This is a genomic window from Variovorax sp. 54 (assembly GCF_002754375.1).
Lineage (GTDB): Bacteria > Pseudomonadota > Gammaproteobacteria > Burkholderiales > Burkholderiaceae_C > Variovorax.
The window spans coordinates 79836-104339 of sequence record NZ_PEFF01000001.1 but is presented as its reverse complement, the minus strand read 5'-3'; the positions used below and the strand labels follow the sequence as shown (position 1 = coordinate 104339).

Here is a 24504-nt window from a genome sequence, read left to right as displayed (position 1 = left end):
GATTGCACTGGAGTGGGGCGCCCGAGGGTGCGAATTACTCCGCCATGCCTCCGACCACGTTGCTGAAGCCGCCGTCCACATAGGTGATCTCGGCGGTCACGCCGCTGGCGAGGTCGCTCAGCAGGAAGGCGGCCACATTGCCGACTTCCTCGATGGTCACGTTGCGGCCGATGGGCGAGGCGTCGGCCACGGCCGCGAGCATCTTGCCGAAGCCCTTGATGCCGCTGGCTGCCAGCGTCTTGATCGGGCCGGCGCTGATGCCGTTCACGCGCATGCCCTTCGGGCCGAGCGAGGCGGCGGTGTAGCGCACCGAGGCTTCGAGCGAGGCCTTGGCCAGGCCCATGGTGTTGTAGTTGGGCAGCGCGCGCGCGGCGCCCAGGTAGGTCAGCGTGAGCAGGGCCGACTTGGCGTTGAGGTAGGGCAGGGCCGCCTTGGCCATGGCCGGGAAGCTGTATGCACTGATGTCGTGCGCGATCTTGAAGCCTTCGCGCGAGAGGCCGTCCAGGAAGTCGCCGGAAATCGATTCGCGTGTGGCGAAACCGATGCTGTGCACGAAGCCGTCGAAGGTGGGCCAGGTCTGGGCGAGGTCGGCAAAGAGCTTGTCGATCTGCGCGTCGTCGCTCACGTCGCAGTCGAAAATCAGTTTCGAGCCGAAGTCTGCGGCATATTCGGTGATACGGTCCTTGAATCGCTCGCCGACATAACTGAAGGCGAGTTCCGCGCCCTGGTCGTGACAGGCCTTGGCAATGCCATATGCAATGGAGCGATTGCTCAACACACCGGTGATCAACAGTTTCTTGCCGGAAAGAAAGCCCATGAAGTTGCCTCGTGAAAATCTTGGGCAGAATTCTCGCATGCGAGGTTGGCTGCTCTGGATGTTGACGCTCCTGGCGCTGCCCTCGTGGGCAGCGCACGGGCTGGGCATGGGTTACGAGCCCAAGTACCCGGCGTCGTTCACGCATTTCGACTACGTGAACCCCAACGCGCCGAAGGGCGGCGACCTCACGCTGTCGGCCCCCGGCGGCTTCGACAAGCTCAACCCCTTCACCTTGCGCGGCGTGCCGCCGGTGGGCATGGGCTACAGCGCCAACGGCTTCGTGTTCTCCGAGTACGGCCTGCTTTTCGACTCGCTGACCACACCGAGCGAGGACGAGCCCTTCTCGCAGTACGGCCTGCTGGCCGAAGACATCCAGCTGGCGCCCGACCGTCTCAGCGTCACGTTCCGACTGAACCCCAAGGCCCGGTTTTCCGATGGCTCGCCGGTGCTGGCGAAGGACGTGAAGTACTCCTTCGACACCTTGCGCAGCAAGCTGGCCGGGCCGACCTTTCGCTCGTACTGGGCCGACATCAAGGAGGCCGTGGTGACGGGCGAGCGCACCATCCGTTTCGACTTCGTGCGCCAGAACGCCGAGCTGCACATGATCATCGGCGGGCTGCCGGTGTTCTCCAGCGCCTGGGGCAAGGGCAAACCCTTCGACCAGATCGTGACCGAGCCGCCGATCGCGAGCGGGCCGTACGTGGTGGACAAGGTCGACTACGGCAAGTTCATCTCGTACCGCCGGCGCCCGGACTACTGGGCCGCCAACCTTGGCGTGCGCCAGGGAATGTTCAACTACGACACGGTGTCGTACCAGTACTTCAAGGACGCGCTCGGTGAGGAAGAGTCGCTCAAGGCCGGCGCGCTCGACGCAATGGAAGAACGCTCGATCATCGCGTGGGTGCGTCGCTACAAAGGACGTCGCTTCGACTCCGGCGAACTGGTCAAGGAAGAGATCGAACACCGGCGCTTCACCGGCATGCAGGGCCTGGCGCCCAACCTGCGGCAGCCCCGCTTTGCCGACATGCGCGTGCGCAGGGCGCTGGCGCTGGCCTTCGATTTCGACTGGCTCAACGCCCACCTGTTCTACGGGCGCCGCGGGCGCACGCAGAGCTACTTCCAGAACAGCGATGACCTCATGGCCCGGCCCGCGGTCAGCCCCGAGGAGCAGGCGCTGATCGACAAGCTCAAGAACAAGCAGCGCTACATCGACAACACCCAGGGCGAGCTGCCGCGCCCCGACAGCAGCGGCGACACCGCTGACGGTCTGCGGCGCAACCTCGTGAAGGCGCAAGAATTGCTGAAGGAGGCCGGCTGGACCTACCGCGACGGCGCGCTGCGCGACAAGGCCGGCACGCCGTTCGTGATCACCATCGACATCGCAGACCGCAGCTCAGGGGTGGTGCTTGCGCCCTATGCGCGCAACCTTGGCAAGCTGGGCATCCGGCTGGAGTACCGCCTGCGCGATCCGAGCCTGCTGAAGAAGAAACTGGACGACTTCGATTTCGACATGGCCATCAGCCTTGTGGGCGGCTCGTCGAGTCCGGGCAACGAGCTGTACGACGACTTCAGCTCGAAATCGGCGAGCGAGAAGGGCAGCCAAAATTTGAGCGGCATCAGCGATCCGGTGGTCGACGAGATCGTCGAGGTGATCGTCAACAGCCACGACCGCGCCTCGCTCGCGGCGGCCGCGCGGCTGCTGGACCGCTACTTGCTCCACCAGCACTACATGACCCCGATGTACTACGGCAAGCAGTATTTCATTGCCCACAAGCGCAAACTGCGCCGCCCGGACGCGCCCTTGCCGCAGCGCCTGCTGGCGGGGTCGGCGATGCTGACAATGTGGTGGATCGACCCGAGCGTCAAGTAGAAGAACACGCATGGCCGCCTACCTGATCCGACGCCTCCTGCTGATCATTCCCACGCTGTTCGGCGTGCTGCTGCTCAATTTCGCGATCGTGCAGTTCGTGCCGGGCGGTCCGGCCGAGCAGCTGCTCTCGCAACTCACCAACAAAGAGAACCGCATCTCCGGCGGCCCCACCGGCCGCACGCTCGATGCCAAGCAGGTGGCCGAGATCAAGGCGCTCTACGGTTTCGACAAGCCGGCGCCCGAGCGCTTCTGGCAGATGCTCAAGCAGTTCGCGCGCTTCGATCTGGGCAAGAGCTTCTTCCAGAGCAAGGACGTGTGGCAGCTCATCAAGGAGAAGCTGCCGGTGTCGATCAGCTTGGGGCTGTGGACTTTCTTCATCAGCTACCTCATCGCGGTGCCGCTGGGGGTGGCCAAGGCGGTGCGCGCGGGCTCGCGCTTCGACTTCTTCACGACGCTGCTGGTGCTCGTCGGCTACGCCATTCCGGGTTTCGTGCTGGGCGTGGCGCTCCTGGTGATCTTCGGCGGCCAGCTGCAGTGGTTTCCGCTGCGCGGGCTGACCTCGCCGAACTGGGAGTCTTTGAGCTGGGGCGCTCGTATCGTCGACTACCTGTGGCACATCACCTTGCCGGTGACGGCCATGGTGTTGGGCAGCTTCGCGATCACCGCGATGCTCACCAAGAACTCCTTCCTCGAGGAGATCCGCAAGCAGTACGTGCTGACGGCGCGCGCCAAAGGGCTGGCCGAGCGGCAGGTGCTGTGGAAGCACGTGTTCCGCAATGCGCTGATCCCGATCATCACGGGCTTTCCGACGGCCTTCATCGGCGCTTTTTTCTCGGGCGCGCTGCTCATCGAGACGCTGTTCTCGCTCGACGGCATGGGCCTGCTCAGCTACGAGAGCGTGCTGCGGCGCGACTACCCGGTGTTCCTGGGCACGCTGTATCTGTTCACGCTGATCGGGCTGGTGACCAAGCTCATTTCCGATCTTTGCTACGTCTGGGTCGATCCGAGGGTGAAGTTTGACTGAAGCCGCCGCCGTGTCTGTGAGCCCCGGGCGCCGTGCCTGGCACCGTTTTCGCCGTAACCCGCTGGGGTTCTGGAGCCTGGTCGTCTTCTCGACGCTGGTGGTGCTGAGCCTGTTCGCCGATGTGCTGTCCACCGACAAGCCGTTGGTGGTGCGCTACGAAGGCCAGACCTATTTCCCCGTGCTGCGCGACTATTCCGAGAAGACCTTCGGCGGCGATTTCGAAACGCCCGCCGACTACCTCGACCCGTTCATCGAGCAACGCATCACCCAGGGCGACAACTGGGCGCTGTATGCGCCCAACCGCTACGGCCCGACCACGCTCAACTATTTCTCGAAGCCGCCGAACCCCGCGGCGCCTTCGCACGCCAACCTGCTGGGCACCGACGAGCGCGGGCGCGACCTGCTGGCCCAGCTGATCTACGGCTTTCGTGTGAGCGTGCTGTTCGCACTCGCGCTCACGGTGGTCGGGGTGGTGCTGGGCATCGCGACCGGCGCCGTGCAGGGTTTCTTCGGCGGCAAGATCGACCTGACCTTCCAGCGCCTGATCGAGATCTGGAGCGCGATGCCCGAGCTGTACCTGCTGATCATCTTCAGCGCGATCTTCACGCCCAGCGTGTCGCTGCTGCTGATCTTGCTGAGCCTGTTCGGCTGGATGGGGCTGTCGGACTACGTGCGCGCCGAGTTCCTGCGCAACCGCCAGATGGACTACGTGCGCGCCGCGCGCGCGCTCGGTGTGGGCAACCTGCAGATCATGTGGCGTCACATCCTGCCCAACAGCATGGTGCCGGTCGTCACCTTCTTGCCGTTCCGCATGAGCGCGGCCATCCTCGCGCTGACTTCGCTCGACTTCCTTGGCCTGGGCGTTCCGCCCGGCACGCCGTCGCTCGGCGAGCTGCTGAGCCAGGGCAAGGGGAACATCGACGCCTGGTGGATTTCGCTGTCCACCTTCTGTGTGCTGGTCGTCACGCTGATGCTGCTGACCTTCATGGGCGACGCACTGCGCGATGCGCTCGACCCCCGGAAGGCCGACAAATGACGACGATGCGCGATACGACGAAGAACCAACCCTTGCTCGACGTGAAGGGGCTGCGTGTCTCGTTCGGCGGCAAGCCGGTGGTGCACGGCATCGACCTGCAGATTGCGGCGGGAGAAAAGCTCGCGCTGGTTGGCGAGTCGGGCTCGGGCAAGACCGTCACGGCGCTCTCGCTGCTGCGGCTGGTGCAGAACGCGGATCTCGCCGGCGTGGCAGCCCTGTCGGGTTCGCAAGATCAGCGCGGTGCGCGCGACCTGCTGTCGATTCCGGAGCGCGAACTGCGCGGCATCCGTGGCAAGGAGATCGCGATGATCTTCCAGGAGCCGATGACCGCGCTCAATGCGCTCTACACCGTGGGCGACCAGATCGCTGAGGTGCTGGAGTTGCACGAAGGGCTGTCGGCCCGCGCCGCGCAGGAGGCTTCTGTCCAACTGCTGGCCGATACCGGCATTCCCGAGCCGGCGCGGCGGGCGAGGTCGTTTCCGCACCAGCTGTCGGGCGGTCAGCGCCAGCGCGCGATGATCGCGATGGCGCTGGCCTGCAAGCCGCGCCTGCTGCTGGCCGACGAGCCGACCACGGCGCTCGACGTCACGGTGCGCGCGCAGATCCTCGAACTGCTGGCCGACCTGCAGCGCAAGTACGGCATGGCCGTGCTGCTCATCACCCACGACCTGAACCTGGTGCGCCGTTTCGCCGACCGCGTGGCGGTGATGGAGCGCGGCCACATCGTCGAGCACGGCCCGGTGGGCACGGTGTTCGAGGCGCCGCAACACGCTTACACCCGCAAGCTGATCGACAGCCATCCGGCGCGCGACGTGGCCGAGGCCGCCGCCGATGGCGCGGCGCCGCCGGTGCTTGAGGCGCGGGCGCTGCGTGTGAGCTATCCGGTGTCGCGCCCCGGCTTTGCAGGCTGGTTCCGCAAGGGCGAGTTCGTCGCCGTGCAGGGCGCCGATTTCCGGATTGCGCCGGGCGAGACGCTGGGCGTGGTCGGCGAATCGGGCTCGGGCAAGTCGACGCTGGCACTGGCCGCGCTCGGCCTGCTCAAGCACCGGGGCGAACTGCAGGTGACGGGGAAGGGCTGGGCGGTGGACCGCGCCTCCGACCTCGCGCTGCGCCGCACGATGCAGGTGGTGTTCCAGGACCCGTTCTCGTCACTCTCGCCGCGCATGACGGTGGAGCAGATCGTGGGCGAGGGGCTGCGCGTGCACGCACCCGAGCTCGACACTGCGGCCCGCCGGGTGCGCGCGCTCGCGGCGCTGGCCGACGTGGGACTGAGCGAGGCTCAGTTTCCCGCGCTGCTCGACCGCTATCCGCACGAGTTCTCGGGCGGGCAGCGCCAGCGGCTGGCGATCGCCCGGGCGCTGATCGTCGATCCGCGGCTGCTGGTGCTCGACGAGCCCACCAGCGCGCTCGACGTGACCATCCAGAAGCAGGTGCTCGGCCTGCTGCAGCGGCTGCAGCGCGAGCGGGGGCTGAGCTACCTGCTGATCACGCACGACGTCGAGGTGATCCGCGCCATGGCGCACCAGGTCATCGTGATGAAGGACGGCGCGATTCTCGAATCCGGACCAGCCCTGCGCGTTCTCGACGCTCCCGAGCATCCCTACACACAGAAACTGGTGGCGGCGGCGCTGCTGGAATAAAACACGGAGATTGCAAAAAATGTCGGGAATCGGACGCGACCGGCGCGGCGCCTGGCGCGCGGCACTGGCCTGCATGGTCACGCTGGCGGTGGCCATGGGCCTGGGGCGCTTTGCCTTCACGCCCATGCTGCCCATCATGCTGAGCGAGGGAAAACTCGAGCTGGCTGGCGGCGGCCTCTTGGCTTCTCTTAATTACCTGGGCTATTTCTTCGGCGCGGTGAGCTGCGCAGCCATCGGCATCAAGGCGTCGAGCATGGTGCGCGGTGGCCTGCTGGCCACGGCGGCGCTGCTGGTCGGCATGGGGTTGCTGCACAGCTTCATCGGGTGGGGCGTGCTGCGCGCGGCGGCCGGGGTGATGAGCGCCTGGGTCTTCGTGTTCGCCTCGGGTTGGGGGCTGCGCCGGCTGGCCGAGACGAATTCGCCCGCGCTGGCCGGCGTGATCTACACCGGGCCGGGCATCGGGATCGCCATGACAGGGCTGCTGGGCGGTGCACTGGGTCGCTGGGGTTCGGAAGCGGGCTGGATCGGCCTCGGATTGCTGGCCGTGGTGCTGATCGCGGTGATCTGGCGGGTGTTCGACGATGGCGAGCGGGTGGGGGCGGGGGCGGGCGGGACGGTTGCCAGCCCGGCCGCGACCGCTGGCGCCACCGGATCGGCCTCGGCGCGCAGCGACGCGATCTGGCTGGTCGCGCTCTATGGGCTGGCAGGCTTTGGCTACATCATCACTGCCACCTTCCTGCCCGTGATCGCCCGGCAGGCATTGCCAGGTTCGTCGTGGCCGGATTTCTTCTGGCCGTTGTTCGGGGTCGCCATCATTCCGGGCGCATTGATCGGTGCCCGCGCCCCGGCGCATTGGGACAACCGGCTGTTGCTGGCCGCCGCCTATGCGTTGCAGGCACTTGGCGTCGTGCTTTCGGTGGCCTGGCCGACCATTGCCGGTTTTGCATTGGGCAGCCTGCTGCTCGGCATGCCTTTCACCGCCATCACACTTTTCGCCATGCGGGAAGCTCGCCGGCTGCGCGGCAACGCGGCGGCCGGGCTGATCGGCTATGCCACGGCGTCCTACGGGGTGGGGCAGATCATCGGGCCGTTGTTCGCGGCGCCACTGGCGCAGCGCACCGGCTCTTTCGAGCTGCCTTTGCTGGTGGCCGCGGCCGCATTGGCGCTGGGCGCGGTGTTGTTTGCCGTGGTCTGGTCGAAATACAGACGCCCGCTGGCCGTTTGAATACCGATGTCCTTCATTTATGCACGCGAATAGCATATAATTCGAGGCTCACGACCAAACGGGCGGGTACCAACCGCCCGTTTTTTTTGGTCTATGCATTCTCAAGCAGCAATTATTTGGCGTCGTGGCATCCGTGGTGGGCGGGTGCTGCGGCTTGGGCATTGATTCAGAAGGCGCTTTCAAACACGTGGCATTGCAGCAAACAGTAGAACAAACCGTGGCCGGTCTCGGCTACGACCTGGTCGAGGTCGAGCGCTCGGCCGGAGGATTGCTGCGCGTGACGATTGATTTGCCCTGGACGCCCCCCACCTCCGAAGATGTGGCGGCCGGCGTGCCCGAGCCCTTCGTGACGGTGGAAGACTGCGAGAAGGTCACGCGCCAGCTGCAATTCGCGCTGGAAGTCGATGCGGTCGATTACAAGCGGCTCGAGGTTTCCTCGCCCGGTATCGATCGCCCCTTGCGCAATGAACAGGATTTCGGGCGATTCGTGGGTGCGGTGATTGACCTCACCCTCAAGGCGCCCATGGGCGCTGCCGCGGCGGGTCAGGTGTCGGCCACCCGCAAGAAGTTTCGCGGCACGCTGGAGCGTGCTGAAAGCGGTTCGGGTTGGCAGATCGTCTGGAGCGACGAGCCCAAGGCCAAGCCCGGTCAAAAAGTGAGCAAGAAGCGCGCGCCTGCACCGTTGCATGCGCTGGGCTTCGTATTGGACGAGCTGCGCGATGCGCGGCTCGCGCCGATTGTGGATTTCAAGGGCCGCAAGGCCAAAACCCAACCGGGTTTTTCAGATATTGACGACGGAACGAACGTTCCGGACTGAACAAGAGGAGTGGTGGCATGAATCGCGAAATGTTGATGTTGGTGGATGCGATCTCGCGCGAGAAGAACGTCGAACGCGACGTGGTCTTCGGCGCGGTCGAATCCGCACTGGCGCAAGCCACCAAGAAGCTCCATCAGGGTGACGTGGATATCCGCGTGGCGGTCGATCGCGACAGCGGCGACTACGAAACTTTCCGCCGTTGGCACGTCGTTCCCGATGAGGCCGGCCTGCAACTGCCCGACCAGGAAATCCTCCTGTTCGAGGCCAAGGAAGAAATGTCGGACATCGAAGTCGGCGAGTACATCGAGGAATCGGTGGACTCGGTGCCGATCGGCCGCATCGGCGCCATGGCTGCCAAGCAGGTGATCCTGCAGAAGATCCGCGACGCCGAGCGCGAGATGCTGCTTAACGACTTCATGTCGCGCGGCGACAAGATCTTCGTGGGCACCGTCAAGCGCCTGGACAAGGGCGACATCATCGTGGAAGCCGGGCGCGTCGAAGGCCGCCTGCGCCGCAGCGAGATGATCGCCAAGGAAAACCTGCGCAACGGCGACCGCGTGCGGGCCATGATCATGGAGGTCGACCTGACGCTGCGCGGCGCGCCGATCATTCTGTCGCGCTCGGCCCCCGAGTTCATGATCGAGCTGTTCCGCCAGGAAGTGCCCGAGATCGAACAAGGCCTGCTCGAAATCAAGAGCTGCGCCCGCGACCCCGGTTCGCGCGCCAAGATCGCCGTGCTCTCGCACGACAAGCGTGTCGACCCGATCGGCACCTGTGTCGGCGTGCGTGGCACCCGCGTCAACGCCGTGACCAACGAACTCGCTGGCGAGCGCGTGGACATCGTGCTGTGGAGCGAAGACCCGGCCCAGTTCGTGATCGGTGCCCTGGCGCCGGCCAACGTCTCGTCGATCGTGGTCGATGAAGAAAAGCACGCCATGGATGTGGTGGTCGATGAGGAAAACCTCGCGATCGCCATCGGCCGCGGCGGCCAGAACGTGCGTCTGGCTTCTGACCTCACCGGTTGGAAGATCAACATCATGGACGCCAACGAGTCGGCCCAGAAACAGGCCGTCGAAACCGATACCAGCCGCAAGCTCTTCATGGAAAAGCTCGATGTCGACGAGGAAATCGCCGACATCCTGATTTCGGAGGGGTTCAACAGCCTCGAAGAGGTGGCCTACGTGCCGATCTCCGAGATGCTTGAGATCGAGGCCTTCGACGAAGACACCATCAATGAGCTGCGCGCCCGTGCAAAGGATGCGCTGCTGACCATGGAAATCGCCAAGGAAGAGGGCGTCGAAACCGTTTCGCAGAACCTGCGCGACCTCGAAGGCCTCAACCCCGACCTGATTCCCCAGTTGGCCGAAGCGGGTGTGAATACCCGTGACGACCTGGCCGACCTCGCGGTCGATGAACTCACCGAAATCACCGGCCTGAGCGCCGATGACGCCAAAGCCCTCATCTTGAAAGCCCGCGAACATTGGTTCGCCGGCCAAGAGTGACGGTATGGAGGCACGAAAGCAATATGTCCAGTACCACTGTCGCCGAGTTCGCGAACGAGCTCAAGAAGACTCCCGAAACCTTGCTTGACCAGCTCAAGAGCGCAGGCGTGCCCAAAGCGGCCGCCACCGATGCACTCACGGAGGCCGACAAGCAGCGCTTGCTCGGTTTCCTGAAGGCCAGCCACGGCACGACCGAGCCCGAGCGCAAGAAGATCACGCTGACCAAGAAGTCGACCAGCGAGATCAAGCAGGCCGACGCCACCGGTCGCGCCCGCACCATCCAGGTCGAAGTGCGCAAGAAGCGCACCTTCATCCAGCGCGATGAAGGCCATCCAGCCACGGCCGAAGGCTCGCAGCAGCAGGCGGCCGAGACGTCCGCCGCACCGGCCGCACCTCAGATCGACGAAGCCGAACTGGCCCGTCGCGAGGAAGACGCACGCCGCCAGGCCGAGCTGATCCGCCGCCAGGAAGAGGAGCTGGCCGAGAAGCGTCGCCAGCGCGAAGAAACCGAAGCCCGCGAACGCGAGCAGGCAGAGAAGGCCGAGCGCGCTGAACAGGCCGAGCAGGAAGCTGCACGCCTCAACGCCGAGAAGAAGGCCGCTGAAGCCGCTGCCGCATCCGCCAAGGAAGCCGCGAAGCAGCCGGTGGCTGCCCCCGCCGCGCCGGCCGCTGTTGCTGCCGCTGCCGCTGCCGCAGAAACCGCTGCCGCGGCCGAAAAACAGGCTGCCGACACGAAGCTGGCCGCACAGAACGCCGCCACGCAGGCCAAGGAAGATGCCAAGGCCAAGGCCGCCGCCGAATCGAAGGCCCGTGCCGACGAAGAAGCCGCCCGTGCCAAGGACCTCGACGAGCGTCGCCGCAAGGCCCTCGCCGAGGCCGAAGCCATTCGCGCCATGATGAACGCACCGGCGCGCGTGCTGGTGCCGCACAAGGCGCCCGAGAAGCCGCAACCCGAAAAGTCGACGGTCAAGGGCACGCTGCACAAGCCTGCCACGCCGCCGGGCCGCCCGGGTGCTCCTGCGGCCCCTGGCGCCGCAGCGCCGGCCGCTGCCGGTGCCGGCAAGGAAGTCAAGTCCGCCAAGCTCTCGTCGAGTTGGGCTGGCGATCCTGCCAAGAAGAAGGAAATCAAGACCCGCGGCGATGCCAGCGGGGGTGTCAGCCGTGGCAACTGGCGCGGAGGCCCGCGCGGCCGTCGCGGCAACGACCGCGGTGGTCACGACGAGCAGCACGCACCGGCCGCACCGGTCGAGGCGCGCATTCTGGAAGTGCATGTGCCCGAGACCATCACGGTCGCCGAGCTCGCGCACAAGATGGCCGTGAAGGCGCAGGAAGTCATCAAGCAATTGATGAAGCTGGGCATGATGGCGACCATCAACCAGTCGCTCGACCAGGACACCGCGATGATCATCGTGGAGGAAATGGGCCACAACGCGGTGGTTGCCGCGCTGGACGACCCGGAAGCCTTCACCGACGAGGACGTGTCGGCGCAACAGGCCGAAGCCCTGCCGCGCGCACCGGTCGTGACCGTCATGGGTCACGTCGACCACGGCAAGACCTCGCTGCTGGACTACATCCGTCGCGCCAAGGTCGCTGCGGGCGAAGCCGGCGGCATCACGCAGCACATCGGTGCGTACCACGTTGAAACCGCGCGCGGCATGGTGTCGTTCCTCGACACCCCGGGTCACGAGGCGTTCACCGCCATGCGTGCCCGCGGTGCGCAGGCCACCGACATCGTGATCCTGGTGGTGGCGGCCGACGACGGCGTCATGCCCCAGACCAAGGAAGCCATCAAGCACGCGAAAGCGGCGGGTGTGCCGATCGTGGTTGCCATCAACAAGGTGGACAAGCCCGACGCCAACCTGGACCGCGTGAAGCAGGAACTGGTGGCCGAAGAAGTCGTGCCTGAAGAGTACGGCGGCGACGTGCCGTTCGTGCCCGTGTCGGCCAAGACCGGCCAGGGCATCGACGACCTGCTCGAGCAGGTGCTGCTGCAGGCCGAAGTGCTGGAACTCAAGGCGCCGGTGGAAGCCGCTGCCAAGGGCCTGGTCATCGAAGCGCAGCTCGACAAGGGCCGCGGCCCGGTCGCGACTGTGCTGGTGCAGTCCGGCACGCTCAAGACCGGCGACGTGGTGCTGGCTGGCTCGACCTATGGCCGCGTGCGCGCCATGCTGGACGAAGACGGCAAGGCCACCAAGTCGGCAGGTCCATCGATCCCGGTCGAAATCCAGGGTCTGACCGAAGTGCCGCAAGCGGGCGACGAGTTCATGGTGATGGCCGACGAGCGCCGTGCGCGCGAAATCGCCACCTACCGTGCCGGCAAGTTCCGCAACACCAAGCTGGCGAAGGCGCAAGCCGCGAACCTGCAGAACATGTTCACCGACCTGTCGGCGGGCGAAGTGCAGACGCTGCGCATCATCATCAAGGCCGACGTGCAAGGCTCGCAGGAAGCACTGGCCCAGTCGCTGCTCAAGCTGGCGACCGAAGAGGTCAAGGTGCAGATCGTGTACGCCGGCGTCGGCGGCATCAGCGAAAGCGACATCAACCTCGCGATCGCGTCGAAGGCTGTGGTCATCGGCTTCAACGTGCGGGCCGATGCCGGTGCGCGCAAGCTGGCCGAAGGCAATGGCGTACAGCTGAACTACTACAGCATCATTTACGACGCTGTCGACGAGATCAAGGTCGCGATGTCGGGCATGCTGGCACCGGAGCGCCGCGAAGAGATCATCGGCTCGGCCGAGATCCGCACGGTGTTCGTGGCCTCGAAGATCGGCACCGTGGCCGGCTCGTACGTCACTTCGGGCTCGGTCAACCGCAGCGCGCATTTCCGCCTGCTGCGCGACAACGTGGTGATCTACACCGGCGAAGTCGACTCGATCAAGCGCATGAAGGACGATGTCCGCGAAGTCCGCGAAGGTTTTGAGTGCGGTATCAAGCTCAAGAACTACAACGACATCAAAGAAGGCGATCAGCTCGAGTTCTTCGAAATCAAGGAGATCGCGCGTACGTTGTAACGCGCGCCACGATATCGAGCTCATTGCCGCGTTGCAGCCGTCTGGCCGTACTGAAGTACTGTCTGCGACGGCGCGCCTTGCACTGAGCCCGATTTCGCGACGCTAGTGATTGAATAAATGCCCAAAAGAAAAGCTGCCGCACCCAACCGCGCGTTCAAGGTTGCCGACCAGATCCAGCGCGATCTGACGGAACTGATCGCGCGCGAGTTGAAGGACCCGCGCGTGGGCATGGTCACGATCCAGGCGGTCGAGGTCACGCCCGACTATGCGCACGCGAAGATCTTCTTCAGCTTGCTCACAGGCGACGTGGCCGAGACCACCGAAGCGCTGAACCAGGCCGCAGGCTTCCTGCGCAACGGCCTGTTCAAGCGCCTGCACATCCACACCGTGCCGACGCTGCACTTCCTGTTCGACCGCACCACCGAGCGTGCGGCCGACATGAATGCGCTCATCGCACAGGCCGTTGCTTCGCGCTCGAAAGACGACTAGCGATGAACGCGCCACGCACACGGGTGCAGCGGCGCCCTGTGCATGGGGTGTTGCTGCTCGACAAGCCGCTGGGGTTTTCCAGCAACCAGGCCTTGCAAAAGGCCAAGTGGTTGCTGCGCGCCGAAAAAGCGGGCCATACCGGCACGCTCGATCCGCTCGCCACAGGCGTGCTGCCGCTGTGTTTCGGCGCCGCCACCAAATTCAGTCAACTGCACCTCGACGCCGACAAGACGTACGAGGCGGTTGCGCGCCTGGGCGTCAAGACCACCACCGGTGACGCCGAGGGCGAGGTGATCGCCGAGCGCCCGGTGCAGGTTTCGCCAGAAGACCTGGCCCGCGTCGAAGCGCTGTTTACCGGCCCGATCCGCCAAGTGCCGCCGATGCACAGCGCGCTCAAGAAAGACGGCAAGGCGCTGTACGAGTACGCACGCGAAGGCATCGAGATCGAGCGCGCGCCGCGCGACGTCGTCATTTACAAGCTCGCGCTGACGCGGCTGGACGACACAAGCATCCGCATTGTTGCGAGCGTGAGCAAGGGCACCTACATTCGCACCCTGGGCGAGGACATCGGCGAGGCACTGGGCTGCGGCGCGCACCTGAGCTTCCTGCGCCGCACAGCGACGGGCGGTTTCGGCGAGGCGCAGTGCGTCACGATCGAGGCGCTCGAAGCCATGACCGAAGACGAGCGCCTGGCACGCCTGTTGCCTGCCGAAGCGCTGGTCGAGGGCCACAGCCGCGTCACGCTCGCCGCCGAAGATGCGGCACGTTTTCTTTCAGGCCTGCGCCGCCGCGGCGGCTGGGCCGATGCCGAAGCGGTGGCCGTGTTCGGCACCGACCCGCAGGCGTTCCTGGGCACCGCCCACGTGAACGCCGGCGAACTGATCCCGGGGCGCTTGCTGAACCCCATCGAAATTCAGCAAATTCTTTTGAACGCACCACAGACCGAAGCGACACCATGAGTACCAAGCAAATCCGCAATATCGCCATCATTGCCCACGTGGACCATGGCAAGACCACCATGGTCGACCAGCTGCTGCGCCAGTCGGGCACCTTCGCCGAACACGAGAAGGTCGTCGACACGGTGATGGACAACAACGCCATCGAAAAGGAACGTGGCATCACGATCCTGGCCAAGAACTGCGCCGTGACCTGGGAAGGCACGCACATCAACATCGTCGACACCCCGGGCCACGCGGACTTCGGCGGTGAAGTGGAACGCGCGCTGTCGATGGTCGACGGCGTGGTGCTGCTGATCGACGCGCAGGAAGGCCCGATGCCCCAGACGCGTTTTGTGACCAAGAAGGCACTGGCCCTGGGCCTGAAGCCGATTCTGGTCGTGAACAAGGTCGACAAGCCGGGCGCCAACCCCGACAAGGTCGTCAACGCCGCTTTCGACCTGTTCGACAAGCTCGGCGCGACCGACGAACAGCTCGACTTTCCCGTGGTGTACGCCTCGGGCATCAACGGCTGGTCGTCGCTCGAAGAAGGCGCAGCCGGTGAGCAGTGGGGCCCCGACATGTCGGCCCTGTTCAACACCATCCTGAAGCACGTGCCGTCGCAAAAGGGTGACCCGAACGCGCCGCTGCAGCTGCAGATTTCCGCCCTCGACTTCTCGACTTTCGTCGGCCGCATCGGCGTGGGCCGCATCAGCCAGGGCACGCTCAAGCCCATGACCGACGTGCTGGTCATGGAAGGTCCGGACGGCAAGACCGTCAAGGGCCGCGTCAACCAGGTGCTGACCTTCCAGGGCCTGGACCGCGTGCAATCGACCGAAGCCGGCCCCGGCGAAATCGTGCTGATCAACGGCATCACCGACATCGGCATTGGCGTCACCGTGACCGACAAGGACAAGCCTGCGCCCCTGCCCATGCTCAAGGTCGACGAACCGACCCTGACTATGAACTTCTGCGTGAACACCAGCCCGCTGGCCGGCCGCGAAGGCAAGTTCGTGACCAGCCGCCAGATCTGGGACCGCCTGCAAAAGGAACTGCAGCACAACGTGGCACTGCGCGTGAGCGAGACCGACGAAGAAGGCATCTTCGAAGTCATGGGCCGCGGCGAACTGCACCTGACCATCCTGCTGGAAAACATGCGCCGCGAAGGCTATGAAATGGCCGTGTCGAAGCCGCGCGTGGTATTCCGCACCGTGAACGGCGAGAAGCACGAGCCCATCGAATTGGTCACGGCCGACATCGAAGAAGGTCACCAGGGCGGCGTGATGCAGGCACTGGGCGAACGCAAGGGCGAACTGGTCAACATGGAACCGGACGGCCGCGGTCGCGTGCGCCTCGAGTACCGCATTCCGGCGCGTGGCCTGATCGGCTTCACGAACGAATTCCTGAACCTGACGCGCGGCTCGGGCCTCATCAGCAACATCTTCGACAGCTACGAAGCCCACAAGGGCGAGATCGGCAGCCGCAAGAACGGCGTACTGATCTCGATGGACGACGGTGAAATCTTCACCTACGCGCTGGGCAAGCTGGACGACCGCGGCCGCATGTTCGTGAAGGCGAACGATCCGGTGTACGAAGGCATGATCGTCGGCATCCACAGCCGCGACAACGACCTCGTGGTGAACGCCACGCGCACCAAGCAGCTGACCAACTTCCGCGTGAGCGGCAAGGAAGACGCGATCAAGATCACGCCCCCGATCGACCTCACGCTGGAATACGGCGTCGAGTTCATCGAGGACGACGAGCTGGTCGAAATCACGCCCAAGAGCGTGCGCCTGCGCAAGCGTTTCCTGAAGGAAAGCGACCGCAAGCGCGCCGGCCGCGACACGTCGAACGGCTGATCGCCTTCGACCGGCCATGCGCCTGACGCACGGCGCCGCAGTCGGGCTGATGGTCGTCGTGACCCTCATGTGGGGTACGGCGGGCGTCGTCACACGGCACCTGGCACAGGCGCACAGTTTCGAGATCACCTTCTGGCGCAGCCTCTTCACGATGCTGGCGCTGCTGGTGATCTTGCCGCTTTGGCGGGGGCGGGCGGTGTTCTCGCAGCTTCGCCGCGGCGGGCAGTCGCTCTGGATCTCGGGCGTCTGCTGGGCCGTGATGTTCACGGCTTTCATGGTGGCGCTGACCTTGACATCGACCGCGAGCGTGCTGGTCACGATGTCGCTCGGGCCGCTCTTCACTGCACTCGCTGCACGCTTCTTCATCGGGCACCGGTTGCCTGCACGCACCTGGGCGGCCATCGTGGTCGCCGGGCTGGGCATCGGCTGGATGTACGGCACGCAGCTGCTGGGCGGCGGTGGGTCGCTCGTCGGCACGCTGGTGGCGCTGTGCGTGCCGCTGGCGGGCGCGACGCAATGGACTGTGGTCCAGCATGCGCACGCCAAGGGGCAGGAGGTCGACCTCGTGCCCGCGGTGCTGATCGGTGCGGCCCTCTGTGCGCTCGTCACCTTGCCGCTGGCCTGGCCGTTCCGTGCCGGCCCGCATGACCTGGGCTTGCTGGCCTTCCTCGGTGTCTTTCAGTTGGCGATTCCCTGCGTGCTCTCCGTGTTGTGCGCGCAGGTGCTCAAGGCGCCTGAGGTGGCCTTGCTTGCGCTGCTCGAGGTGATCTTCGGTATCGCGCTGGCCTGGCTCGGCGCCGGCGAAACGCCCGCGGCCAGCGTGTTGACCGGCGGCGTGCTCGTGATCGGGGCGCTGGTGTTCAACGAGCTGCTCGCGCTGCGCGGGCGCCGCACCACGCTGGCGGACAGCGCGCTGCCGGGCGCGCACTGATCCGCAGCGGCCTTCAGCGGCCGAAGAGGTACCAGCCGATCACGATCACGACGGCCACCACGATCATTCCGAAGTTGCGCAGGCTGGCTTGCTGGCTGCGCGCGAACTCTTTGAGCATGTCGGCGGTCTCCTGCACGTCGGCGGCAACGAGCGCCTGGGCTTCGTCGAGGATGCGCCGATGGTCGGCGGCCGTCGCAAAGGCCGGCTCGGCGGCGACACGGGCGCGGAGCGCTTCGAACGGCTCCGTATCGAGCAGGCCGTCGGTCACCAGCCAGCCCAGGGTGGGGCCCAGGGCGGCGGGCGCGCCGGTCAGAGGCGCGGCACTCAGCGCCAGGTCGCGGGTCTCGGTGTCGATCAGTCCTTCGTTGAACAGCGCGACCACGGCCTCGTGCGTGATGCCGGTCGTGCCGAGGTCCAGCAGGTCGTCTGCGTCGTAGGCGATGTCTTCCGCTTCGGTGAACGCCGCGACCGCTGGCGATGCGTCTTCGAGGCGCTCCACGGCGGCATCGACTTCTTCCTCGGTGATCAGGTTCTTGAGGCGCATCCAGGCCAGTGCATGCGCGGGGCCGGGAATCGGCGGCAGGGCGGGGGCCTCGGGGTGCGCGAGCGCGGCATCGTGCTGCGCGTCGGTGATGAGGCCGTGGGACAGGAGTACCTGGAAGGCATCCCGGTGGGTGTCGGCAGAAGTCATTCGGCGATTCTGCCGTGCGTCATGAAAAAAGCCCCGGCGGATGCCGAGGCTTGGGTCGATGGAAGCGTCGGTTCAGACCGACGCCATCACATCCACGGCATCAGGGGCGGGCGACTTTCCAGGCACCGTTGGCCACGCCGTCGCCGGTCTTGTCACCGGCCTTGGTGTCCTTGGCCCAGTAGTACAGCGGCCAGCCCTTGTAGGCCCACTGCTTCTTGCCGTCTTCACGCACGACGATGGTGTAGCCGCCCATGGGCTTGGCGGCATCGGCCACGCCGAGCGGGGGCCAGGTGGCGGCGCATTGGGCGTTGCAGGCCGAGGTGCCGGCATTGGCGGTGTCACGGGCGAAGGTGTAGAGCGTCATGCCGTTCGGGCCGACCAGCACGCCGTCGGCGGTGCGGGTGGGCGTGTCGGGCGCTCCAGCGGTCTTGGTGGACATGCCGCCGCAGCCGGCGAGCAGGGCCGCTGCGAGGATCGAGGCGCTGAGCAATTTCATGCAGTTTCTCCTTCAGTTGAAAAATCAATCGCGAAAACAAGCCAGGTGAATGCGCGAACCGGCAGTTTATGCCGTCGCTACGATAACTCGCGGTAGGCCAGGGTCGCGAGTCGCAGTAGCGCATCGCGCGGCAGGCGACCGGCCACGGCATAGCCGAAGCCCCGGTCGACCCAGTAAAAGCTCGGCACGGCACCGTCCGAGGCGAAGCGAAAGGCGGTTTCGCGCGATGCAGCGGCGTCCGCGGCCTGCGCATCGAGCGTGCCGATGTAGAGCGTGATGCGTTCGCCTGCCGCGTCCTCGAACATGAACTGCGCGCGCGCGCCGGTTTCGCCGGGCAGCAGGCGCCCGCCGACCAGCGTGTAGCCGAGCGAGGACAGGTCGGGCACCTTGAGCGGGTGGTCCAGGCGTTTGGACAGCCACTGCACGAGGTGCTGCTGCTCGGCGGCGGCCACTTCGACGGGGTGCCGTTTTTCGGGCGTGTAGACGACGTGGGCCACCGAGGCGTCGCGGACGAACTCGCGCACGGCCGGTGCGCGGGCCAAGGAGGCCCCGGACGCATGCGTCACCGTCGACCACTGGGAATTGCCAAGCCAACCCGCGGCGAAGGCGATCAACAGGCCCGCGGCCATGCCGCTCCAACGCAGCCAGAGAGCAGAGCGACCGGTCTCGGCACGGTGCCGTTCGAGCACGCCCATCAGCGGCGCAGGCACGGGCTCGTCGAGCAAGCCGCCATGCAGGCGACGCAGCGCATCGCGCTGGGCATGCCAGGCCGCCACGCGGGCCGCCACGGCCGGATCGCGCGCGATCGCATCCTCGACCGCTTCACGGCGTTCCGGCGGCAACTGGCCGTCGACCCAGGCGTGCAGTTCGTCGTCGGTGGGGGGCAGGGTGGGGCGGTTCATGGCGGGATGCTTCACGTCACTTGAGGCGGCGCAGGCCGGGGCGGTTGGGTGCTGCGGCGCCGTCCATCAGTTCCTGCAGGCGAAGGCGGGCCCGTGAGAGGCGCGACATCACGGTGCCGATCGGGATGCCGAGCACCTTTGCCACCTCGGCGTAGGACAGGTCTTCGAGCGTTACCAGCAGCAGCACGGCGCGTTGCTCTTCGGGCAGTTGCATGAGGCAGCGCTGCAGGTCGAGTCCGAGGCCCGGGTCGCGGCCCGGATCGGCGCCGCCCTGCAGCAGCTCGGGCGCCACGTCGTCCAGCGGCACGACCGCATGCGGCGGTGGCCGGCGCCGCACCTGGCTGGCGAAGAGGTTGTGCATGACCGTGAAGAGCCAGGCGCGTAGGTCGCTGCCCACCACCCAGAGCCGCCACTTGCTGCAGGCGCGCTCGAGCGTGTCCTGCACCAGGTCGTCCGCCGCCCACGCATCGCCCGTGAGCGCGCGCGCATAGCGGCGCAGGCTCGGGATGTGGTCGACCAGCAGGCGGGCGTCCATGGGTGGGCCGGGAGCCTGTCCGGATCAGGGCTTGGCGGTTTTCCAGGTGCCGTTGACGCCGTCGCCGGTCTTGTCGCCCGGCTTGGTGTCCTTCGCCCAGTAGTAGAGCGGCCAGCCCTTGGCGGCCCATTGCTTCTTGCCGTCGTCGCGCGTGACGAGGGTGAAGTCGCCGCTCGGCTTGTCGGCGTCGGCAGCCATGAAGGGCGGCCAGTTGGTGGCGCAGCCACCGTTGCAGGCCGACTTGCCGTTGCCGGCCGTGTCCTTGTCGAAGGTGTAGAGCGTCATGCCGTTCGCACCGACCAGCGCGCCATCGGCGGCCTTGGGCTGAGCGAACGCGGGGAGGGCGAGCAGGCTGCCGAGCAGTGCGGCGGCGACGCCGACGGAGGACATACGGAGAGGCGACATGGAAAGACTCCTGGGTTGATGGCATCGACCGATCGATGACACCGCACAAACGCCCGCAGAGCGCGTTTTATTCCATGCCGCCCCAAAAAAGAATGATCAGCGGTTGCGGCTCTTCATCGCGCGCTCGACCTCGCGCTTGCCTTCGCGGTCCTTGATGGTGTCGCGCTTGTCGTGCTCGGCCTTGCCCTTGGCGAGCGCGATATCGCACTTCACCTTGCCGGCCTTCCAGTGCAGGTTCAGCGGCACCAGCGTGTAGCCCTTTTGTTCGACCTTGCCGACGAGGCGCTTGATCTCTTCCTTGTGCAGCAGCAACTTCTTGGTGCGGATCGAGTCAGGATTGACGTGCGTCGAGGCGCTCTTGAGCGGGTTGATCTGCAGGCCCACGACGAACAGTTCGCCGTCGCGAATCACCACGTAGCCGTCGGTCAGTTGCACCTTGCCTTCGCGCAGCGATTTGACTTCCCAACCCTCGAGGACTAGGCCGGCCTCGAAGCGTTCTTCGAAGAAATAGTTGTAGGCGGCCTTCTTGTTGTCGGCGATGCGGGAGGAGGTGTCTTGTTTCTTGGTGGCCATGGCTCGAGAAGTTGGGGGCGCATGGCTTCAATACAATCCGTCGCGCACGCGGTGCCGATTCTATGAAAACAGTCCACAAGTCCGTCCTCATCTGGTACAGCGCCGAAGAAATGTACGCGCTCGTCACCGATGTGGCGAAGTACCCGCAGTTTCTGCCCTGGTGCAACAAGTCGCGCGTCATCGAGCAGGACGAGGGCGGCATGACCGCCGAAGTCGGCTTGGCCTTTGCCGGGTTGCACCAGAGTTTCACCACCCGCAACACCCACATCCCGGGCCGCGAAGTCCAGCTGAAGCTGGTCGACGGGCCGTTCTCCAACCTCGACGGCACCTGGAAATTCCACCCGGTGGGCGAGCAGGGCGAACGCGCCTGCCGCGTCGAGCTGCAGATGAGCTACGGCTTCGCCAACTTCGCGCTGCAGGCCATGGTGGGGCCGGTGTTCGACACCATTGCATCGAGCCTGGTCGAGGCCTTCGTCAAGCGCGCCGAACAGGTCTACGGCGAAGGCTGATGGCCGACAACCGTATCGAGGTCACGCTGAGCTGTTCGCCGGCGGCGCGCGAGGTGTTCGAGCAGGTCCTGCAGCTCGCGCCCGGCACCGCGCTGAGCGAGGCGGTGAAGGCCAGCGACCTCACACAGCGCTTTCCCGATCTGGACTGGCGGCACACCATGACGCCCGGTGTCTGGGGCCGCGCGGTGGCATGGGAGCAACCGTTGAAGGACGGTGACCGCGTCGAGCTGTGCCGGCCGCTCACGGTCGATCCGAAGGTGGCGCGCCGTGAACGCTTCCAGCGTCAGGGTGCGCGCGGCACGGGGCTGTTCGCGAACAAGCGCAAGGGTGGTAAGGACGGCTACTGAGCCGCTGCCGACGCTGGCTTACTTGCAGTCGCTGTCGATGACGGACTGAACCCGCTTCTGCTCGGCTGCGCGCGCAGTGTCGTCCATGATTTCACGCTCACCCTTGGCGTTGACCTTGGCAAGGCGGATGCCACTGTCGATCGTGGCCTTGCCTTCACGTGCGCGGGCACAGCTCTCGGCCTTGGCCTTGGCGACCTTTGCTGTTTCTGCCGCTTCCTTGGCCTTCTGCTCGGCCTCGGCCTTCTTGGTCTTTTCTTCGAGTTCCTTGTCCACGCCCGCGGGCTTCGGCGGCGCGGGCTTGGGGGCTGCGGCCGTCTCGGTGCTTCCTTCGGGGGCTGGCGTGGCCGGGGCAGGCGCTCGGGCGGACGGCGAAGGGCCGGCGCGGCGCAGGACGTTTTTTTCGGGGATGTCGGTGGGCGGCGGCTGGTCGCTGAAGACCTTCTTGCCGTTGTTGTCGACCCATTGCCATTGCGCGCTCGCCGAGAGCGGCAGCGCGCACGCGCAACCCAATACCAGCCAATGCAGGAAATTCATGCGCGGAGTTTAGCTTTGCCTTACGTTTGGCAACATCCGTAGTGGGCGGTTTTGCAACGGTCAGAAAAAACCCGCGCCGGCGAAGCGGGCGGAGCCCTCGTTACAATCCGTCTTTTGGAGCCTCACCCATGCGCCTTCTAGGCAAAGCGCTCACCTTCGACGACGTGTTGTTGGTGCCAGCATTCTCCCAAGTCCTGCCCAAGGACACGTCCCTCGCCACCAAGTTCTCCCGCAACATCACGTTGAACCTGCCGCTCGTCTCTGCGGCCATGGACACCGTGACCGAAGCCCGCCTTGCGATCGCCATCGCGCAGGAAGGCGGCATCGGGATCGTGCACAAGAACCTCACCGCGCAACAGCAGGCCGCCGAAGTGGCCCGTGTGAAGCGCTACGAGTCGGGTGTTCTGCGAGACCCGGTGGTGATCACGCCGACGCACTCCGTGCGCCAGGTGATGGCACTGTCCGACCAGCTCGGCATCTCGGGTTTCCCGGTGATCGACGCCGGCAAGGTCGTCGGCATCGTCACGGGGCGCGACCTGCGCTTCGAGAACCGCTACGACGTGCCCGTCAGCGAAATCATGACGCAGCGCGACCGGCTCATCACCGTGCCCGACGGCACCACGCTGGCCGAAGCCAAGGCGCTGCTGAACAAGCACAAGCTCGAGCGCCTGCTCGTCATCAACAGCGACTGGGAGCTCAAGGGCCTCATCACTGTCAAGGACATCACCAAGCAGACCAGCTTCCCCAACGCCGCACGCGACGCCAGTGGCCGCCTGCGCGTGGGCGCGGCGGTCGGCGTGGGTGACGGCACCGAAGAGCGCGTCGAAGCCCTGGTGAAGGCCGGCGTCGACGCCATCGTGGTCGACACCGCGCACGGCCACAGCGCCGGCGTGATCGAGCGCGTGCGCTGGGTCAAGAAGAACTACCCGCAGGTCGACGTCATCGGCGGCAACATCGCCACCGGCGACGCGGCGCGTGCGCTGGCCGACGTCGGCGCCGACGCGGTCAAGGTCGGCATCGGCCCGGGCTCCATCTGTACCACCCGCATCGTGGCCGGCGTGGGCGTGCCGCAGATCATGGCGGTCGACAGCGTCGCCACCGCACTGCACGGCACGGGCATTCCGCTGATCTCCGACGGCGGCGTGCGCTACTCGGGCGACATCGCCAAGGCGATTGCCGCCGGTGCCAGCACCGTCATGATGGGCAGCATGTTCGCCGGCACCGAAGAGGCACCGGGCGAAATCGTGCTGTACCAGGGCCGCAGCTACAAGAGCTACCGCGGCATGGGCTCCATCGGTGCGATGCAACAGGGCAGTGCCGACCGGTACTTCCAGGAATCGACCACCGGCAACCCCAACACCGACAAGCTGGTGCCCGAAGGCATCGAAGGCCGCGTGCCCTACAAGGGCTCGATCGTCTCCATCGTCTACCAGATGGCCGGCGGCGTGCGTGCCAGCATGGGCTACTGCGGCTGCGCGACCATCGAGGACATGCAGAACAAGGCCGAGTTCGTCGAGATCACCACGGCCGGCATCCGTGAGAGCCACGTCCACGACGTGCAGATCACAAAAGAAGCGCCCAACTACCGCGCTGAATAACCCCAATCTGGCCAGACCTTGAAAGTCAGGCCAGACTGGGATTAGAATTTGGGCCAGATTCAAAATTTCTGGCCCAAATGCAATCCATCGGTATCGCTGAAGCCAAGAACAACTTCTCGGCCCTGATCGACTCGGTCGAAAAGGGCGAGGAGGTTCGCATCACCCGCCACGGCAAGGAAGTCGTGCGCATGCTGCCGGTGCGCCGCAAGCCCGTCATCACCGACGAGCAGATCGCCCGCGAGCTCGGGCAGATCGACGCACTGCACGCCACCATCCAGCCCGGCCCCACGACCCGCGAGCTTCTGAACCAAGGACGTCAGCCATGACCGCCTTCGTCATGGACGCCTCGGTCACCGCCGCCTGGCTGCTGCCCGACCAGGCCAGCGAGCACACCCGCAAGCTCTACGCCGCCATCCGCCGCGACGAGGTCGAGCCACAGGCGCCCAATGCCTGGCAATGGGAGTGCGCCAACATCCTCGCCAACGGCGTGCGCAGCGGCCGCATTCCGGCGTCGGCCGTCGAAGGCCTGTGGAGCGTGCTCGACGCCATCCGCCACCGCGTGGAGCTGCACGACCTCGCGCCGGCCCAGCACAAGGCCGTGCTCGCCGTGGCCATCGACGCGGGCGTCTCGCTCTACGATGCGGGCTATCTCTGGCTCGCCAAGTCGCTCAATCTTCCGCTCGCCACCTTCGACGAGCACCTCATCCAGGCGGCGCCGCAAGCGGGCGTCAAGCTGTTCGACATTTCAACGCTCTGAG

The 24504-nt window shown here is 65.8% G+C and carries 25 protein-coding genes; 17 read left to right on the top strand and 8 right to left on the bottom strand.

All coding sequences use genetic code 11. From position 1 onward, the window contains the following. Positions 1-34 precede the first annotated feature (34 nt). Positions 35-817: an enoyl-ACP reductase FabI gene (gene fabI, locus CLU95_RS00505; protein ID WP_056580549.1), complete on the bottom strand. Its 783-nt coding sequence runs from the start codon at positions 815-817 to the stop codon at positions 35-37. A 37-nt stretch (positions 818-854) separates the two neighbouring features. Between fabI and CLU95_RS00500 the strand changes: the two genes are divergently transcribed. The 12 genes from CLU95_RS00500 (at position 855) to CLU95_RS00445 (ending at position 17156) form a co-directional block, all read left to right on the top strand. Continuing rightward, entirely contained in the window at positions 855-2687 is a 1833-nt protein-coding gene (locus CLU95_RS00500) for an extracellular solute-binding protein (protein ID WP_099789305.1), read from the top strand. Between the two features lie 10 nt (positions 2688-2697). Continuing rightward, positions 2698-3711, top strand: coding sequence for a microcin C ABC transporter permease YejB (locus CLU95_RS00495; RefSeq protein WP_099789303.1), 1014 nt, complete (start codon positions 2698-2700; stop codon positions 3709-3711). Beyond that, positions 3704-4747, top strand: coding sequence for an ABC transporter permease (locus CLU95_RS00490; RefSeq protein ID WP_099789301.1), 1044 nt, complete (start codon positions 3704-3706; stop codon positions 4745-4747). The genes CLU95_RS00495 and CLU95_RS00490 overlap by 8 nt, the downstream gene beginning before the upstream one ends. 5 nt (positions 4748-4752) lie before the next feature. Then, complete coding sequence (locus tag CLU95_RS00485) at positions 4753-6387, top strand: ABC transporter ATP-binding protein (RefSeq protein ID WP_099797046.1); 1635 nt, start codon at positions 4753-4755, stop codon at positions 6385-6387. 19 nt (positions 6388-6406) lie between these two features. Then, positions 6407-7612, top strand: coding sequence for a YbfB/YjiJ family MFS transporter (locus tag CLU95_RS00480; protein ID WP_099789299.1), 1206 nt, complete (start codon positions 6407-6409; stop codon positions 7610-7612). 187 nt (positions 7613-7799) lie between these two features. Continuing rightward, complete coding sequence (rimP, locus tag CLU95_RS00475) at positions 7800-8429, top strand: ribosome maturation factor RimP (RefSeq protein ID WP_099797045.1); 630 nt, start codon at positions 7800-7802, stop codon at positions 8427-8429. A gap of 17 nt (positions 8430-8446) precedes the next feature. After that, complete coding sequence (gene nusA / locus CLU95_RS00470; protein ID WP_099789297.1) at positions 8447-9931, top strand: transcription termination factor NusA; 1485 nt, start codon at positions 8447-8449, stop codon at positions 9929-9931. Positions 9932-9954: 23 nt separating this feature from the next. Continuing rightward, positions 9955-12942: a translation initiation factor IF-2 gene (gene infB / locus CLU95_RS00465; RefSeq protein ID WP_099789295.1), complete on the top strand. Its 2988-nt coding sequence runs from the start codon at positions 9955-9957 to the stop codon at positions 12940-12942. 117 nt (positions 12943-13059) lie between these two features. Further along, positions 13060-13431, top strand: coding sequence for a 30S ribosome-binding factor RbfA (gene rbfA / locus CLU95_RS00460; RefSeq protein ID WP_062479819.1), 372 nt, complete (start codon positions 13060-13062; stop codon positions 13429-13431). Between the two features lie 2 nt (positions 13432-13433). After that, positions 13434-14390: a tRNA pseudouridine(55) synthase TruB gene (gene truB / locus CLU95_RS00455; protein WP_099789293.1), complete on the top strand. Its 957-nt coding sequence runs from the start codon at positions 13434-13436 to the stop codon at positions 14388-14390. Next, positions 14387-16225: a translational GTPase TypA gene (typA, locus tag CLU95_RS00450; protein WP_099789291.1), complete on the top strand. Its 1839-nt coding sequence runs from the start codon at positions 14387-14389 to the stop codon at positions 16223-16225. The genes truB and typA overlap by 4 nt, the downstream gene beginning before the upstream one ends. A 16-nt stretch (positions 16226-16241) precedes the next feature. Beyond that, complete coding sequence (locus tag CLU95_RS00445; protein ID WP_099789289.1) at positions 16242-17156, top strand: DMT family transporter; 915 nt, start codon at positions 16242-16244, stop codon at positions 17154-17156. 13 nt (positions 17157-17169) lie between these two features. On the opposite strand, the gene CLU95_RS00440 is transcribed toward CLU95_RS00445, so the two are convergent. The 6 genes from CLU95_RS00440 to smpB all read right to left on the bottom strand — a co-directional run bounded on the left by CLU95_RS00440 (position 17170) and on the right by smpB (position 20758). After that, complete coding sequence (locus tag CLU95_RS00440) at positions 17170-17847, bottom strand: hypothetical protein (protein WP_099789287.1); 678 nt, start codon at positions 17845-17847, stop codon at positions 17170-17172. Positions 17848-17947: 100 nt separating this feature from the next. Next, on the bottom strand, positions 17948-18343 hold the full coding sequence (locus CLU95_RS00435) for a COG4315 family predicted lipoprotein (RefSeq protein ID WP_099789285.1): 396 nt from the start codon (positions 18341-18343) through the stop codon (positions 17948-17950). 77 nt (positions 18344-18420) lie between these two features. After that, positions 18421-19245, bottom strand: coding sequence for an anti-sigma factor family protein (locus tag CLU95_RS00430; protein ID WP_099789283.1), 825 nt, complete (start codon positions 19243-19245; stop codon positions 18421-18423). A 16-nt stretch (positions 19246-19261) separates the two neighbouring features. Beyond that, a complete protein-coding gene (locus CLU95_RS00425) occupies positions 19262-19780 on the bottom strand; it encodes an RNA polymerase sigma factor (protein WP_099789281.1) in 519 nt (172 codons plus the stop codon). 24 nt (positions 19781-19804) lie between these two features. Further along, complete coding sequence (locus CLU95_RS00420; protein ID WP_099789279.1) at positions 19805-20185, bottom strand: COG4315 family predicted lipoprotein; 381 nt, start codon at positions 20183-20185, stop codon at positions 19805-19807. A gap of 96 nt (positions 20186-20281) precedes the next feature. Next, positions 20282-20758, bottom strand: coding sequence for an SsrA-binding protein SmpB (gene smpB, locus CLU95_RS00415; protein ID WP_099789277.1), 477 nt, complete (start codon positions 20756-20758; stop codon positions 20282-20284). A gap of 62 nt (positions 20759-20820) precedes the next feature. Between smpB and CLU95_RS00410 the strand changes: the two genes are divergently transcribed. Both CLU95_RS00410 and CLU95_RS00405 read left to right on the top strand, forming a co-directional pair. Then, positions 20821-21267: a type II toxin-antitoxin system RatA family toxin gene (locus CLU95_RS00410; RefSeq protein WP_099789275.1), complete on the top strand. Its 447-nt coding sequence runs from the start codon at positions 20821-20823 to the stop codon at positions 21265-21267. Further along, a complete protein-coding gene (locus CLU95_RS00405; protein ID WP_099789273.1) occupies positions 21267-21614 on the top strand; it encodes an RnfH family protein in 348 nt (115 codons plus the stop codon). The genes CLU95_RS00410 and CLU95_RS00405 overlap by 1 nt, the downstream gene beginning before the upstream one ends. Positions 21615-21632: 18 nt before the next feature. On the opposite strand, the gene CLU95_RS00400 is transcribed toward CLU95_RS00405, so the two are convergent. Beyond that, positions 21633-22148 (bottom strand): DUF4124 domain-containing protein, encoded by a 516-nt coding sequence (locus CLU95_RS00400; protein WP_099789271.1) that lies wholly within the window; start codon positions 22146-22148, stop codon positions 21633-21635. 128 nt (positions 22149-22276) lie between these two features. On the opposite strand from CLU95_RS00400, the gene guaB reads away from it, so the two are divergent. The 3 genes from guaB (at position 22277) to CLU95_RS00385 (ending at position 24503) form a co-directional block, all read left to right on the top strand. Then, positions 22277-23746 (top strand): IMP dehydrogenase, encoded by a 1470-nt coding sequence (gene guaB, locus CLU95_RS00395; protein WP_099789269.1) that lies wholly within the window; start codon positions 22277-22279, stop codon positions 23744-23746. Between the two features lie 77 nt (positions 23747-23823). Next, positions 23824-24072 (top strand): type II toxin-antitoxin system Phd/YefM family antitoxin, encoded by a 249-nt coding sequence (locus CLU95_RS00390; protein WP_099789267.1) that lies wholly within the window; start codon positions 23824-23826, stop codon positions 24070-24072. Beyond that, positions 24069-24503, top strand: a complete 435-nt coding sequence (locus CLU95_RS00385) for a type II toxin-antitoxin system VapC family toxin (protein WP_180288498.1) — start codon at positions 24069-24071, stop codon at positions 24501-24503. Before CLU95_RS00390 ends, CLU95_RS00385 begins: the two co-directional genes overlap by 4 nt. The last annotated feature ends 1 nt before the right edge of the window (position 24504 follow it).